Source organism: Paenibacillus sp. EKM301P (assembly GCF_011800295.1).
GTDB lineage: Bacteria > Bacillota > Bacilli > Paenibacillales > Paenibacillaceae > Paenibacillus > Paenibacillus polymyxa.
The window spans coordinates 26441-41802 of record NZ_JAALFM010000010.1 but is presented as its reverse complement, the minus strand read 5'-3'; the positions used below and the strand labels follow the sequence as shown (position 1 = coordinate 41802).

General features: G+C 42.4%; 13 protein-coding genes. 4 read left to right on the top strand and 9 right to left on the bottom strand.

The annotated features are described in order from the left end of the window. The first annotated feature begins 154 nt into the window (after positions 1-154). Complete coding sequence (locus HFD99_RS20055) at positions 155-1195, top strand: NAD(P)-dependent alcohol dehydrogenase (RefSeq protein WP_123796814.1); 1041 nt, start codon at positions 155-157, stop codon at positions 1193-1195. A 215-nt stretch (positions 1196-1410) separates the two neighbouring features. Here the strand turns inward: HFD99_RS20055 and HFD99_RS20050 are convergent, their stop codons facing one another. Then, the gene (locus HFD99_RS20050) at positions 1411-2793 is read right to left on the bottom strand and encodes an amino acid permease (protein WP_019686214.1); all 1383 of its coding nucleotides are present in this window, start codon (positions 2791-2793) and stop codon (positions 1411-1413) included. Between the two features lie 487 nt (positions 2794-3280). Here HFD99_RS20050 and HFD99_RS20045 point away from each other — a divergent pair, with 487 nt between their 5' ends. Further along, complete coding sequence (locus HFD99_RS20045; RefSeq protein WP_123796813.1) at positions 3281-4045, top strand: SDR family oxidoreductase; 765 nt, start codon at positions 3281-3283, stop codon at positions 4043-4045. Positions 4046-4154: 109 nt separating this feature from the next. On the opposite strand, the gene HFD99_RS20040 is transcribed toward HFD99_RS20045, so the two are convergent. Both HFD99_RS20040 and HFD99_RS20035 read right to left on the bottom strand, forming a co-directional pair. Further along, the gene (locus HFD99_RS20040; protein WP_123796812.1) at positions 4155-5633 is read right to left on the bottom strand and encodes a protein adenylyltransferase SelO; all 1479 of its coding nucleotides are present in this window, start codon (positions 5631-5633) and stop codon (positions 4155-4157) included. Positions 5634-5746: 113 nt separating this feature from the next. Continuing rightward, positions 5747-6193: a VOC family protein gene (locus tag HFD99_RS20035; protein ID WP_019686211.1), complete on the bottom strand. Its 447-nt coding sequence runs from the start codon at positions 6191-6193 to the stop codon at positions 5747-5749. Positions 6194-6317: 124 nt separating this feature from the next. Between HFD99_RS20035 and HFD99_RS20030 the strand changes: the two genes are divergently transcribed. Continuing rightward, positions 6318-7256, top strand: coding sequence for a helix-turn-helix transcriptional regulator (locus tag HFD99_RS20030; RefSeq protein WP_123796811.1), 939 nt, complete (start codon positions 6318-6320; stop codon positions 7254-7256). Between the two features lie 90 nt (positions 7257-7346). Here the strand turns inward: HFD99_RS20030 and HFD99_RS20025 are convergent, their stop codons facing one another. The 3 genes from HFD99_RS20025 to HFD99_RS20015 all read right to left on the bottom strand — a co-directional run bounded on the left by HFD99_RS20025 (position 7347) and on the right by HFD99_RS20015 (position 11076). Then, positions 7347-7718 (bottom strand): hypothetical protein, encoded by a 372-nt coding sequence (locus HFD99_RS20025; RefSeq protein WP_225164894.1) that lies wholly within the window; start codon positions 7716-7718, stop codon positions 7347-7349. 151 nt (positions 7719-7869) lie between these two features. Further along, a complete protein-coding gene (gnpA, locus tag HFD99_RS20020; protein ID WP_123796810.1) occupies positions 7870-10044 on the bottom strand; it encodes a 1,3-beta-galactosyl-N-acetylhexosamine phosphorylase in 2175 nt (724 codons plus the stop codon). A gap of 12 nt (positions 10045-10056) precedes the next feature. Next, the gene (locus HFD99_RS20015; RefSeq protein WP_123796809.1) at positions 10057-11076 is read right to left on the bottom strand and encodes a glycoside hydrolase family 88/105 protein; all 1020 of its coding nucleotides are present in this window, start codon (positions 11074-11076) and stop codon (positions 10057-10059) included. A 349-nt stretch (positions 11077-11425) separates the two neighbouring features. On the opposite strand from HFD99_RS20015, the gene HFD99_RS20010 reads away from it, so the two are divergent. Further along, on the top strand, positions 11426-12367 hold the full coding sequence (locus HFD99_RS20010) for a helix-turn-helix domain-containing protein (RefSeq protein ID WP_044787171.1): 942 nt from the start codon (positions 11426-11428) through the stop codon (positions 12365-12367). A gap of 2 nt (positions 12368-12369) precedes the next feature. Here the strand turns inward: HFD99_RS20010 and HFD99_RS20005 are convergent, their stop codons facing one another. The 3 genes from HFD99_RS20005 to HFD99_RS19995 form a co-directional block, all read right to left on the bottom strand. Continuing rightward, positions 12370-13692: a metal-dependent hydrolase family protein gene (locus HFD99_RS20005; protein WP_123796808.1), complete on the bottom strand. Its 1323-nt coding sequence runs from the start codon at positions 13690-13692 to the stop codon at positions 12370-12372. A gap of 135 nt (positions 13693-13827) precedes the next feature. Continuing rightward, a complete protein-coding gene (locus HFD99_RS20000; RefSeq protein WP_225164844.1) occupies positions 13828-14415 on the bottom strand; it encodes a TetR/AcrR family transcriptional regulator in 588 nt (195 codons plus the stop codon). Between the two features lie 357 nt (positions 14416-14772). Then, positions 14773-15342, bottom strand: coding sequence for an SF0329 family protein (locus tag HFD99_RS19995; protein WP_090888486.1), 570 nt, complete (start codon positions 15340-15342; stop codon positions 14773-14775). Between the last annotated feature and the right edge of the window lie 20 nt (positions 15343-15362).

The window sequence follows — 15362 nt, the reverse complement described above, 5'->3', positions numbered from 1 at the left end:
AAAAGGAATATAGGTAGTTGCTTGACTTAGAGTTAACTATAAGGATTAACATTGATCTGCAAGAGGAAAACTTCAATCGACTTCACTTAGTTTTCACTTTGTATTCAATACAATTACTTTCTCTTGAAAAATATAAGTAATTAGGAGGCTATTTATGATTACTGCTAAAGCACGAGCTGTCGACGGCCCAGACAAACCGTTTCGAGCGGCTGAAATTAAACGACGGGATCTTGATTCACATGATGTATTGATTGAAATTAAATATGCTGGCATATGCCATTCTGACATCCACACTGCTCACGGCGAATGGGGACCCGTGAACTACCCTCTTGTACCTGGACATGAAATTGCAGGGATTGTTACGGATGTAGGAGCTGAAGTTACAAAGTACACAGTTGGTGACCGGGTAGGAGTTGGCTGTATGGTTGATTCCTGTGGCGAATGCGAGAACTGTCGTAAAGGAGAGGAACAATACTGCCTTAAAGGAAATGTCCCTACCTACGCTGGTGTTGACAAATACGGCGAGCCTACACAAGGCGGGTATTCTACCCACATTGTCGTAACTGAGGATTTTGTAGTAAGAATTCCAGATAATATTGAGCTTGACGTGGCTGCTCCATTACTTTGTGCAGGTATTACGACTTATTCGCCGTTAAACCACTGGGGAGCTGGCCCAGATAAGAAAGTGGCAGTTGTGGGTATGGGAGGCCTTGGCCATATGGCTATCAAGATCGCACATGCTATGGGTGCTGAGGTAACCGTTCTATCACAAACATTAAAGAAAAAAGAAGATGGCTTGCAATTTGGCGCGGATCACTATTATGCCACAAGCGAGCCAGAAACATTTGAAAAACTGGCTGGACGCTTTGACTTGATTATTAATACGGTAAGTGCCAACATCAATCTGAACGCTTATTTTGCACTACTCACTCTTGACGGAACTTTGGTGAACGTCGGTGCCCCCGGGGAGCCGATGTCACTCAATGTGATGTCCCTTATCGGACATCGCCGTTCATTTGCAGGATCAATGATAGGAGGTATCCGCGAGACACAGGAAATGCTGGATTTCTGTGCGAAACACAATATTGTTCCTAAAATTGAAGTGGTATCAGCTGACCAGATTGACGAAGCTTACAAACGAGTATTAGCATCTGATGTGAAGTACAGATTCGTGATTGACATTAGCACAATGTAAGCTAGGTAAATCAATAAGTTGTAAAAGCAGTTTTAATTTGAAGGTGTCTCCAAGTATAGCTTGGGGATACCTTCGCTTTATTTTGCAATGATCACACCCTTCTGTAGCTCACTCACAGCCTTTCCATTGCTCTATTCCTCTTCATATAAAAAGAAAAGCCGAGTGCAACTCAGGACATCTGAATTACACTCGGCAAATACTACATCTTGAGCAGCCTATTCGTGTTTCTCTAATTCTTCAATTCTCTGCCGCTTTCCTATGCCAAAGACAAAATATCCAACAACGACGATCGCCATGAATGTTGCCCCGACAATCAACGACAAGCGTGTATCCGGATTAAACCACATTCCAACGATTACGAGCAACAAAAAGATAATGGTGATGTAATTACTGATCGGGAAAAAACGAGACTTAAAATTATGATCTTCCATTTCGTTTTTCCACTTTTTCCGGAATTTAAATTGACTGATGGCTAATGCAAACCACGGTACCATACCCGGGAGAACACTGGCGCTGTAAATGTACAAAAACAGTTTGGAATCAGGCATTAGGTAGTTAAATAACACGCCTACCAGTAGCAAGGAAATGGTCGTTATTATACTATTTCTAGGGACACCGCTTGCGGAAACCTTCCCGAAGAACTTAGGAGCTTGTCCGTTCTTAGCCAATGTATATAACATTCTGCCCGCACTATAAATACCACTGTTGCAACCTGACATCGCAGCTGTAAGTACAACAAAGTTAATAATACCCGCAGCAGCTACAATTCCTACTTTGGCAAAAGTCAGAACAAACGGGCTGCCAATCTCGCCAATTTGGTTCCAAGGATAAATCGTAACAATGACAAAGATTGCTCCTACGTAAAAAATCAGAATACGCCAGATGATGTTTTTAATAGCTTTTCGCAGGGTCATTTTCGGATTTTCTGCTTCACCCGCTGTAATGCCTACCATCTCAATCCCCTGGTAAGCCGCCGTTACAATACATAGTGCAAATAGGAACCCTTTTAACCCTCCTGCAAAAAAACCACCATGGCTGACTAGATTGGATAGACCTATCGGTTGTCCGCCGTTACCGAGGCCAAAGAAGATCATCCCCGTACCAACTACTAGCATGAAGATAATAGCGATAATCTTAATCATCGCAAACCAAAACTCAAATTCTCCATAGAATTTCACAGCCGCTAAATTGGCCAGCGCAATAATAATTACACCTGCCAAAGCCGGCAACCATTGCGGGATATCCGGGAACCAGTAGCCCACATATACCCCAATCGCAGTGACCTCCGCCATTCCTACAGTAACCCATAAGAACCAATAGCTCCAAGCGGTCAAGAAACCGGCCAAAGGGCTGATGTATTTATGGGCAAAGGTAGCAAATGAGCCCGTCACCGGTTCAAGAATCAGCATTTCCCCCATGATCCGCATGACAAAAAACATAATAATCCCAGCTAAGAGATAAGCCAACAGCACCGAAGGACCTGCCCATTTTATCGTACTTGCCGATCCCATAAACAAGCCAACGCCAATCGTGCCTCCAAGCGCAATCAACTCAACGTGTCGTGGCTTCAGCCCTCTCGTTAATTGTTTCGATTCCAAAAGAACGCTCCCCTTCGTATATGTTCGTCATCAAATGCTAATGATCCGGAAAACTGCCCCCAAACATTATTAATTTTCAGACTGACGTGGTTGATCGAACGACTACACAGTAGCTCCACGATTCATAAATATACAAAGTCAACCACGTCCTATTTGCCGTCCAAACCTTACTGTTTCTAAGACCGAGTCCGTAGCATTAGATGCATTGTATGACAAAAAACGTCTAAATACAACTGCTAATTAGCAGACATTTTTAGACATGAAATGGAAAGGAAGGAGATTCATTTTACTGAACATTGGTCAATTCAATGTAATGCATTAGAGCGTTGAAGATACGTGTTTTTTCAATGATAAATATCACGATATTAAGCTTGTTTAAAGCCTATATCCATACAGTGTAAAACATAAGCTCCGAATGAAAGAGCAACATTTCAAACATACCCTTGTGATATAACTATGCATGAATTCCAAACAAGGAGATGAAGACATGAGTAAGTTAAAAGGTCAAATAGCTTTAGTAACTGGTGCAAGTCGAGGAATCGGTCGTGGCATTGCATTACGTCTGGCTCGGGAGGGGGCCATTGTCGCAGTACACTACGGAAAAAGGCATAAAGAAGCAGATGAGGTGGTTCATCAAATTGAGCAACTTGGAGGGGCTGCATTTACGATTGGTGCTGACTTCAGTGCCCTGAACAGCATTCATGATTTATATGCGAAATTGGATGAAGCGCTTCGGGAATGTACAGGCGATAATCGGTTTGATATTCTCGTCAATAACGCTGGAATAGGTCAAATTGTCCCTCTGGAAGAGACAACAGAAGAATCTTTTGACGAAGTCATGAACATGAATGTCAAAGCACCTCTTTTTGTTACCCAGCAAGCTTTGCCGCGTCTAAAAGATGGAGGCCGCATTATTAATCTCTCATCGTTTGTTACACGCGTGGCCTCCCCTAGTGTTTTCGCATATAGCATGTCAAAGGGGGCCATCGACACACTAACGCACGTTTTGGCTCATCAACTTGGGAGCCGCCATATTACCGTCAACGCCATCCAACCAGGCATTATCAATACAGAGATGAATAGCGGAACCTTACAAGATCCTGACGGGCAGAAATTTGCCGCTGGCCTTTCGACCTTTAAACGTTGGGGAGAGCCTGAAGATGTTGCAGATATAGCTGCCTTTCTTGCCTCAACGGATAGCCGTTGGATAACGGGTCAATTGATTGATGCAAGTGGTGGATCTCATCTGTAAATGAACAGATTCAAAATAAAAACAAAATGCGTTGGTGAGAGAGAGTCGTTCTTCTCCACCAACGCATGAAATACGTTATCAGCCAATTGTTCAACATGACTACTACAGATCAGGTACCGCAAAATGTTCGGTAAGGACAAGTGGATTCCTCAGGCAATGTAGAGTAAATTTCCTGTTCGGTAGAATAAGCATAAGGGTTCGAAAGAACTTCAAGAAGCTGCTCCATCACTCGGTAATCTTCTCGTTCCACCGCAGCCTCCAGTGCTTCTTCTACCCGATGGTTGCGCGGGATAATTGCGGGATTGCTGCTGCGCATCAGCTGATACGAGGAGGCTTCGGATTCCTGCTGTCTGTCCAGCCTCGCCTGCCACTGCTCGTGCCACTGGGTAAAATCCGCCGTGCTGAACAAAACCGCATCCTCCAGCTTGTTTAAAGTTAGGGCACGGAAGGTATTGGTGTAGTCCGCGCGATGCTTCTGCATGATTTTAAGAAGATCCTCAATAAGGGACTCATCCTGCGGCTCTTCGTTAAAGATCCCCAATTTGGCCCTCATTCCCGCAAGCCAATGATGGCGAAACATGTTTGCAAAATCTGAAATTGCATCCTCGGCCATTTTGACAGCCTGCTCTCTGTTGTCATGCAGTAGCGGCAAGAGAGTCTCTGCCAGTCTCGCGAGATTCCACGCAGCGATATGCGGCTGATTGATATAAGCATAGCGGCCCTGCATGTCGATGGAACTGAACACCGTCTCAGGATTATAGGTATCCATAAAGGCGCAAGGACCATAATCAATGGTTTCTCCGCTAAGGGTCATATTGTCGGTATTCATCACTCCGTGAATAAAACCCACCAGCTGCCATTGAGCGATCAGCTTCGCCTGACGCTTAATCACTTCCTGAAGCAGTGAAAGGTAACGGTTTTCGTCATTGGCAACTTCCGGATAGTGTCGTTCCAATGTGTAATCAGCCAGAGTCCGCAGATCTTGGGACGTGCCCCATGCTGAGACATATTGAAAGGTGCCGACGCGAAGATGACTGGCAGCCACACGAGTCAGAATGGCACCGGGCTGCTCTGTTTCCCGGACGATCGCCTCACCCGTGATTACCACCGCCAAGCTGCGGGTGGTAGCGATACCTAGCGCATGCATCGCTTCGCTGATGATGTATTCGCGGAGCATCGGCCCAAGTGCCGCACGGCCATCACCACGACGGGAGTACGGCGTTCTGCCTGAGCCCTTGAGCTGAATATCAACCCGTTTGCCCGAGGGAGTGATCTGTTCGCCGAGCAGTAGAGCACGGCCGTCTCCTAGCATGTTAAAATGCCCAAATTGATGCCCTGCGTAAGCTTGTGCAAGAGGTGTAGCACCTTCGGGAACCTGATTGCCGGCCAATATCGCTACAACATCATCTCTTTGCAGCGCATTTTTGTTCAAACCCAGTGAGACTGCCAAAGGATGATTTAAAATGATCAGCTTTGGTGAGCGAACAGGATTGGGATTGAGCTTCGTAAACATGGATTCCGGCAGACGAGAATAACTGTTGTCGAAGTTCCACCCTATTTTATCAGCTATTTCTTTTTTCTCCGTCATAGTGTCTCCTTTTCTGCTGTGGTATCTTGGATTTGCCCATTTTAGTTTTTACTTCTATCCATTTATTATCCACTTTTCACCATGCTGTTGTACCTTTCAGCCTGCTTTTTTTATTATAATCGATGATCATACATGAATTGTATTTGGATACCGAACGGGTCTTCTACAATACCGTAGGCTTGGCTAAACACATTACCAGATAAAGGTACAATGATTTTCACTCGCTCATCTGTTATGAGACTATGATAAAAATGTTCAATTTCTTCTCTGTCAGCACTTTGAATACATAATGAAATGTTATTCCCTACGGTATATTCCTCATTGGGATTCATTGGTTCTTCTGCTATCATAACCTTTGTTCTTCCGATCAATAAGACAGAATGAGAAATATAATCTTTATTTTCATCAGTAAGCTGTATTGAGCTGTCACGTTTGGCCATGTCCTGATAAGTAACAAGAAATCGTTCCTCTGCGTTAAAATGTTTTTTGTAAAAAGCTATGGCTTCCTTTGCTTTTCCGTTCATGGATAAGAAAATAGCTACTTCCAGTGTTGTACTCATGGGTTCAATCTCCTTTTTTATCATGCTTTTAGGTAGATATCTTATAGATTTGATATATCACCTTGAATCCATTATCATTTGTAAAGGTATCAAAACATGACACCTTTTATAAGGAGATTTATGTATGAAGAAACCCGAAAGATTAAATGACATGATTAGATACTTAAACAGTCGAGAGTACTTTAATTTAAATGATCTCATGGATAAATACCACATTTCAAAAAGTACAGCCTTACGTGATATTAGTTCATTAGAACAATTAGGTATGCCTATTTATTCGGAACATGGCCGACATGGACGATATGGTATCTTAAAAAATAGACTGTTATCCCCTATTATTTTTACGATGGATGAAGTGTATGCTCTATACTTTGCAATGTTGACCTTAGAAGCTTATCAATCTACACCGTTTCATTTAAGTGTTAATAAACTCAATGAAAAGTTTGAACACTGTCTTTCTAAAATACAAATAAACCAGATTCATAAAATGAAAAAGGTTCTACAATTTGAAATATATCAGCATAATCATGTTAGTCGTTATTTAGATAAAATTCTAACCAGCGTTCTTAATGAGACGTACTGTAAGATTCAATATTCAAAAAATAACCAGAACAAAAGTTATCATGTTCAATTTTTCAAGATTTCCGCTAAGTTTGGCCAATGGTACGCTACTGGAATAGAGTTAAATACGAACAAATATAGGGTTTTCAGATGTGATCGAATCACCTCAATAGAAGAAGAGGAAATCAATTCTCACTTTTCTATAGATGAACTCCTTATTCGTTCATTAGAAATGTATCAATCAGAGAAGAGCATTGATTTTGAAGTAGAAATTGTAGAACAAGCCAAGGATATCTTTTATAAAGAACATTATCCTTCTATGAAAATAGAACAGGGTCATAAAACAGTCATAAAAGGATTTTATAATCCTGGAGAAGAAGAGTTTATCGCTAATTACTTTATGAGATATGGTCATTATGTACGATGCGTGAAGCCTGAATCTTTAAAACAGATTATTAAAGAAAGAGTTGAGCACCTCTTAAACCATTATCAAAAATTATAAGATCATCGAAGGTTTGTTCAAAATGCTCTCTACATTTAGCAGGGAAAAGAAGCCTCAAGCTCCTTTTCCCTGCTAACGATGACATTGGTATTATGGCTTCCGTTTGGCGATAACAGCATAAGATACCGTTCTTGTGGTTCCAGTTGGATTCCATGCAGTAAAGAACCATCTGTCTTCCGCCGCAGAATAGTTATCGAGCAGAAACCCTTGCTGATTTCCCGAGAAAATCCATGAACCGCTAATCAGATTGTAGTCGTTACCGTTAATCGTAGTGCTTCTAAAGCTATTAGGAGAAATAGTGACCGGAGCGAAAGTGAAGCGTGCAAACCCATCTCCAAGTTGAGTTACACGAATGGCTTTTTTAACATTCATAACCACATGGCTTCTTTTTTTCAGTTTTTTCCCCAATTTTGCTTCTGCTTTTCTAATTTTCACTAAAGTTGCCTTTCGCAAAGAAATCATCTCCTTCATTGTTATACTTATAGTTAATGAAGGACTAAATGCTTTTGAATGGACAAAATCCCCGGTAAATTGGCTGGATTTTCTGGAGGTGCTGAAACAAAAAGCCCTTCCTTAAAATAAAGGAGGGCTTGATACCGCTACTTCTTATGTCCTATACCGATTTTGTTAAGCCGATATGGGTGATCATGGTGTCATATGGTTCTAACTCCATGGTTTGTTTGCCATAGTCCGTTTCAATCGTTGTTTTTTGCAGTTGATCGCTATTGTTAATAACAACCAACATTTTACTTTCTGGATAATAAGCACACTCTGTATATAAGTTATCCGTAATATACTTCGTTTCATTGAGCTCATTGCCCGCAAAGCGGATTATATTCAGCAGCAATCTTGTATTTTCCCAGCTGAATTCGAAGGAAGGAAGGTAAATTCCCTTTCCTTTACCGAAGGCATGAGTGGATAGCGTTACCATTCCATTCATTTCACCCGCTATCGCAGCTGCCCCATCCGTAAGATAAATCCTATTCTTCGGCGTTATACTTGCCCCTTCAGGCACCAAACCATGCTCATCCCTAACCTCATATGTCCATCTTCCATGAGCTACTCTGGAGCCTGTATCCTCATCCAGACCGAGGACATGTGCCATTCTGAAAAAGCTGTCATGACCTTCAACCGCCGAAGGCTGATTGATGCCAATAAAGGTGCCGCCCTCATAAACCCATTGAGTCAGTAAGTCTACACATTTGTTGTCATCCCAGTACTTTCCGCCACTCCATGCTGTACCAGCAGAGCCCGCATTAATCACTACATCACAATCCTGTAGTATTCCCTGACGGATATCGTCAAAATCAATGAACTGAACTTCAACCGGCAATCCGGATAAAGCCTCATTGATATGAATCAAATCATGCATATATGTTTCGTGGAAATGACCAGACAAGGTCCACGATCTCAATTTTCCCCAGCTGTGCAGAATAGCTACCTTCGTCTTCATGTGATAGGGTTTGCCTTCATGATGCAGTTCTTTGATTTCTCTGAACTCGTTGGCAATCTTTTCGATGTAATCACAAAAATCCGGGTAAGGCTCTACAAGATGCAAATATCCACCCAGTCCAATCCGGTCAATAGGCTCCCTCAACAGGGCGCGCCGGATATTAATCCAATACTTTTTGGCATCCAGCGTGGGGTCGCCCCCTTCCATAAAGGTAGGAAGCCCGCCTAAGCCAACCGGAAATAAGTAGGGATGCAGCCGAATCTCATGCGTATTCACTTTTACACCTGAACACAGCCTCGCCTCATAACCTGAGAACACACATTTGATCAATCCGTCAAATCCAAACTCTTGAAAACGTTCATTATAAGGCTCCATGCCAACCCAACTGTCATCATAAAACACATAGGCCAGCTTGCCGTGCTGATGCACGATATCAATTAATTTCTTGCCAAATTCGATTACAAAATCATTGATAAATGCCATCCAGTCCAGCTTACGCTGCTCAGTCGGGATATGTGTGACGCGATACTTTCCACCATTCACAAAATCCTCGGCAGTCATCGAATACCCATATCTCTTGGCAAATAGATCCAGCGCTCTTGAGCTTACCGTAAAATCGTATGACCCCCAATCAGAGAACAGATGGCGATTGCGCTCATTGCTGCCCCAAATCCAGGCGAAGTTATAAAATAAGGAGGTAAACCGGACAACCGTGGTTTCCTTATGATGAAGACACCAATCTTCCATCCAATCCAGCAGATACTGTTGCGTTTCTGTATAGATAGGATCAATCTGCATCAAATGCTCTTTGTCCCAATGGTTCGTGGTGTGATTGTACATGGAAATCTCTTCCCAGATCCGGTAGACCATGAAGCTTACCGTGTATTTATGCCAAGGAGCAATTCCGGTAATGACCACATTTCCGGATTCCCTTTCATAATTCCATTGTTCTCTTGGAACTTCTTCCCCGGTCGTTCTGTCAAAAACCTGCCAGTAGTTAAGCGCCTCTTTGGAATCATTCACTTTGAATTGTTCTGCAAAAAAATCCTCCATCAGATAGATGGATACATAATCCTGTACAGCTACCTTCGGATTCGTAATTAAAAAACACTGCTGCAGCTTATCCAGATTGCGGGACGCCCACTCGTTATGATCTCTGATGATACAGATTGTAGAATAAATGCCGTATCCAGCGTTTATAATCTCATCGGACAATTGCGTGCCGTCACTGTCACGGATGACATCGGCGCCCCATCGTTCAGCTAATTTTAGGGTCAGCGCCTCGTAACCAGATTCCCCCGGTAGTGTAAAGGCCCCCGTTGTTTGTTTAGACAACTTCAATCCCTCCTAATTCAACATATCGGATAGAAAAGCCAACGCCAAGCCTTGTCCCCAGCCCTGAATCCAGTCTTTAGGAATATTGCGATACCCTTCCCGATCTTTCATAACCGCTGTGCCGCCCGATACACCCAGTACCCGTCCGTCTTCGCTAATATGGTTCAAGATGCCCTTCAGTGCCTTTTGCACGTATTTGGTATGCAGCGGATTGCCGTTATTAATCATGGCCGCCGCGATACCGCAAGATGCAGATACTTCTTCATAGGACTCCTCGTCATCCAGTACCGTCCGCCATAAGCCGTTCTCTGTTTGGACACCTTTCAATGCCGCCAGTTGATCCCGAAGGGAACATTCCACGTCCATACACGGCGGATACAAATACCAGTCTTTCAAATGAATTTTGACTTGCGACATGGTATATGCTCCCCAAGCATTCGCTCTTCCCCAGAAAAATCCGGACATATGATCCTGTTTGACATTGTTGTAGCCATGGTACCAGAGACCACTGCTAGGGTCTTGCAGGTATTTGATATGCCAGTAATATTGATTTAAGGCATCCTGGATCATTTTCTCGTCCTTTAATTTGGTTCCTACTCGAAGCAGAAAAAATGCCGCCATAAACAACGTATCTGCCCATGCCTGTTCTGGAAAATCATTAGCAACGGATACTGTATGCTGCAGAACACGATCTCCGAACCGGAGAGCATTATTTTGGATGTAATCCACCTTGCTCATCACAATATCCCAATATTTCTGGTCCCCTGTTTCTTCATACAATGTGATCAGCATATGACCCATGGCACATGTGTTTACCGTCCAGTGCGGCAGACCAAGCTCGATGTATTCATCTGCCCACTGGACAAGCATATTTAAATAATCTTTATTTCCTGTTTGGGTATAGGCTCTGGATACACCATAATAAGCCACACCGCAGGGCCAATCCCATGTTAAATCCATCGCCATGGTTTTTCTGACGACTTTATCAATAACTCTTAGTATCTCTTCCTTGTCATAAGTTAATTGAAGCATTGTTATTCCCCTCTCTTAGTGCACACGCCCCCAAAGGCGCTTGAGAGCGGTTCGTCACTGTTTTGGAAACGCTTTACTTATTCCATTGTACGCAGTAAAATAGTCTCAATCTAAGCACATTCGCAACAAAACTGCGCAATTTCAATCATTTATGTGAGAATTTTGCAAAAATCCAATAAGCGACTTCCAATAAACAATATATAGATCGACATGGTCTAGTTCGTCTATATATTGCACCTTGCAGCGATTGGAATCGAATTTTCCAAAATCCTGATGTATATCTGCTGGCTAAACCTGACATAGCGTTTACCTATAATCCACTCAAATCCAAGTTATGGGAGTATCGAATATGCCCAGAAAAAAGAAGCCCATTATAGAATACCGACACTACAGCTTGCCCATCAACTTTCCTGTGTTGCTATTAAGTGGTGAACGTTGGAAGATTTCAGATATTAAAAGTGAGCATCTCCATTTTCATAACCATTTGGAGATTGGTATTTGCTATTCGGATGGCGGTTTCATGGAGATCAAAGGAGAAACTGTCCCCTTCAAAGCCGGGGATGTAACTTTCATTCCCAGGTATCTTCCTCACACCACGTACAGTTCGCCAAATACAGCCAGCCTTTGGTCTTATATCTTTTTTTCGCCAGAGGACCTTTTCCAACATTCTTTTAAAAGCGCTTACAGAAACTTTGAGCCCAATTTGTGGGTGATGAAGGGAACGAACTGTATATTAAACAAGGAGCAGCATCCCAAGGTGTATACACTTGCGACTTCGGTCGTAGAGGAATTACAACAACAGAACCCTTACTACCAGGAAAGCGCCTACGGCTTATTGCTATCCCTTTATATAGAGCTGCTTAGAATTCATTCTAGGAATGAACCAATGGCAAATCAAGAAACAGAGCATAGCTTGAAAAGCGAATTTGTCATTTCTCCGGCTTTGGAGTACATCACTAAACATTACATGAAGCCCGTTACCATAGATTTTTTGGCTGATCTATGCCATTTAAGTACAACCCATTTCCGCAGAAAATTTCATGAGATTATGGGAACGTCGCCTCTCGATTTCCTAAACAGCACCCGAATCGAAGAGGCCTGCAAGCAGTTAAAAAGCACAGAAGACTCCATTCTTTCAATCTCCGAGCAAGTCGGTTATCGCTCCATTTCCAGCTTCAACCGATGCTTCTCCAGGCTTATGGGAGAGCCCCCCAAAGAATGGCGTAAAGGGGCGCAATCCGAAGCACAATCGGCCAAAGCGTCTATACTGGAGTTTACGGGATGGGTTTAATTTTACCAAACTGAATCAAGCAGCTCGTCCACTTCCTGAATTCGGGTCACTGATGGTGTTGGTATAAGATTGCCCCTCACCATAACCATAGCTACATTCGACAAAGCTTTTATGTTATCCAAAGGATTGTGCTCCAGCACGATTAAATCCGCCTGTTTTCCGATATCAATGCTCCCTGTAAGGTGATCAATGCCTAGGATTTCCGCATTAGACTTTGTTGCCCGTTCGATGACCTGACCCGCATTCAGTTTCGTTTGTCTCATATAGTGGTCTAGTTCCCGCCACATATCATAGTGAGTGACGTAAGACATTGCGGCATCCGTTCCAATCCCAATTTTGATCTCATGTTCTACAGCCTGACGCAGCCCCTTTAGCATGGAGTCGTACACAAGCCGCGAATTTTCCTTAACCGTTTCATTCACCTTCGTTAGGCTTGTGTCCAATTTTGCAATGGGATACCCAGCCTGCAAAGTAGGAATTAAGGCGGTATAGCCCTTTAATGCTCTAGGATTGTTTTGGTACAGTCTTATGATCTCCTCATCCTTCTCCGCACCATGTTCAATGGTATCCACCCCGCCCTTTAGCCCGATTCTTACGCCTTCGGTACTTTCCACATGGGCTGCTACACGCATGCCATTTTTATGGGCTTCCTCGCAGACGGCGGCTACTTCTTCCTCCGTCATTTGCAAGCGGCCCGCTTCGCCGACCATGGTGGCATCGGTAACCCCGCCAGTCACGCATATTTTAATTAGGTCTACTCCGTTTTTCACATTAATTCTTACATTTCTTCTCGCTTCCCATGGCGAATCGCCAGTCAAGGCCAAATAAGGTGCCCCATGACCGCCCGTTACGCTCAGGAAATACCCGGACGCCAAAAGGTTGGGACCGACAAACTGGTTTGCATTAATTTCATTTCGGAGCTGTGCATCAGTGTAAAAAAATTCACCGACGCTGCGCATCGTGGTTACACCGGAATGTAGTGCCGTCAGAGCATTTTTCTTCACCCGTTTTTTTAACACACTTCGCCCTAGTCTCGTATCCAAAATATGATGGAATGCAAAATTCAGCAGCCCTTCGCTTACAGACAGCGTAAACGGCTTTCCATCTGCGAATAGATGGACGTGCGCGTTGATGAGACCAGGCATCACATATTTCCCCGATAAATCAATCGTTTGATAATGGCTGGGAATAGCCAAATTGTTTGCCTTCCCGATTTCCTGAATCAGCCCGTCTTCATGAATTAAAATCGTCATCATTTTTTCAACGTCTTTTTTCGTATCTCCATAAATCACATTGCAGTTCTTAAGTGCATAACCTGTCCCCATCGTTTCTCCCTCCTGTTGCGCTCATGGTGTTTAATAATGAATTACCCATTCATTTTTGAAACAAAAAAAATAGGGACTATCTTGATGTCAAAAAAATGATAGACTGTCCCGAGAATATTTCCCTACGTGTAGACATTATTCATTCAAGCCTTCTAGTCCATGCAGTCTGTACAGGTTAAGCGCCTCAAAAATCCGTTTCCGGCGATCAGCGCTCATATCCCTCTTTAACAAATCCAAAATCATATTGATAACACTATTGGCAATGATACTGAGCAAAATCATATTTTCATCAGTTTCGATTTCATATCTTTTATAAGTATTTTTCAAATAGGGCTTCTTGGTTTCGATCATCAGATCAATTAGTTCTTTTTTTGCATTGCTGTAGATTGTCCCTTTACTTTTTTCAAAAATAATGACAATCTGCATGCTATATTGAGTTAATAGGTTGATTTGCTCCTGAACAATCGCCGATTTTTTTTCGTTATGGGTTTCTCCAAAAAAAGTCTGGTTATCGATATGAATGCTTTCCACTAACACATTCTTCAAATAATCCACTAAAGATGGCGGAACAACCGAATAAAATAACTCCTTTTTATTCTTAAAATAAGTATAAATATTTCCGACAGAAATTTGTATCTCATCCGCAATATCGCTCATTTTGGCATCTACAAAGCCTTTTCGAAAAAACACCTTTAAAGCGGCTGATTCAATTTCCTTTTTCACTTCATCTTTTTTGGCCTGTATGATGAGCACCCTCATTCAATAATGAATAATTCATTCATTTTTAGTGTAGTTCGGTGGTTTTGATTTGTCAAACCGGAGGAAGATAACAGAAACTTTGACATTTACGATAGGTAATAATTCCGTTGTATGGCCGCACCTGTATAGATAGACTTATGCTACCAAGCAGGGAATTCTAGAATATAGCCGAGACAAAAAAACAGGGAAAAGTCATGGTAGAAGCCGGTTTGCCCCGTTCTCCACTCAACCTTTCCCAAATTTCTTTCACATCCTATATTCATATCTTCAGTGAGAACAACCCTGACACGATGGGCCTCCATCAATAAAAGTTATTTATTTTCATAACGTACTATGCCGTAACTCATAAAAATACTGAACAATCGGATGCTTTAACTTCATCTTCTCGGTCATGTTTAAAATTCGCTTTTTCCCTACTCGTCTGTCCACTAAAGCTAGAATATTCAATAAGATATCATTACTCTCTAAGCTGTCCTCTATAGAAGTAGTTAAAAAGTTATTAGCTACAACATTAAAATTAGACTTGCTTAATGAGGCCTGTGCTGACAAAAGCTCCTTTGCATGTTCTGATATTTTTCTACCTCTTGCAATTACTTGTAGACGATCCTCCGGAACGTTCCCATTAGTATCTTTTCTGACCGCTTCAATTTCCTCATTGCTGATAGGAACTTGGATATCTGGATCATTCTTGATTTCCAACTCCGTCTGATACCATTTGATTGGACTAGTGATATCATTCATATTGAGTATGTTCTTCTTATCTACAGTTATATAACAAATTCCAGACTTATCAGATAAATAACGGTAACTGGTAGCTCGGTATTCGACCCTTCCGTCTAAAGCAGGAGAGAGGAAGCTCTCCAGTTGTTGCTTCAATTTACTCCAGGACATATATCCTCCTATGTTTTCAA

Coding starts and splice junctions, on each gene's coding strand:
- HFD99_RS20055 (WP_123796814.1), top strand. CDS start 155: ATGATTACTGCTAAAGCACGAGCTGTCGACGGCCCAGACAAACCGTTT.
- HFD99_RS20045 (WP_123796813.1), top strand. CDS start 3,281: ATGAGTAAGTTAAAAGGTCAAATAGCTTTAGTAACTGGTGCAAGTCGA.
- HFD99_RS20040 (WP_123796812.1), bottom strand. CDS start 5,633: ATGACGGAGAAAAAAGAAATAGCTGATAAAATAGGGTGGAACTTCGAC.
- HFD99_RS20035 (WP_019686211.1), bottom strand. CDS start 6,193: ATGAGTACAACACTGGAAGTAGCTATTTTCTTATCCATGAACGGAAAA.
- HFD99_RS20030 (WP_123796811.1), top strand. CDS start 6,318: ATGAAGAAACCCGAAAGATTAAATGACATGATTAGATACTTAAACAGT.
- HFD99_RS20025 (WP_225164894.1), bottom strand. CDS start 7,718: ATGATTTCTTTGCGAAAGGCAACTTTAGTGAAAATTAGAAAAGCAGAA.
- HFD99_RS20015 (WP_123796809.1), bottom strand. CDS start 11,076: ATGCTTCAATTAACTTATGACAAGGAAGAGATACTAAGAGTTATTGAT.
- HFD99_RS20010 (WP_044787171.1), top strand. CDS start 11,426: ATGCCCAGAAAAAAGAAGCCCATTATAGAATACCGACACTACAGCTTG.
- HFD99_RS20005 (WP_123796808.1), bottom strand. CDS start 13,692: ATGGGGACAGGTTATGCACTTAAGAACTGCAATGTGATTTATGGAGAT.
- HFD99_RS19995 (WP_090888486.1), bottom strand. CDS start 15,342: ATGTCCTGGAGTAAATTGAAGCAACAACTGGAGAGCTTCCTCTCTCCT.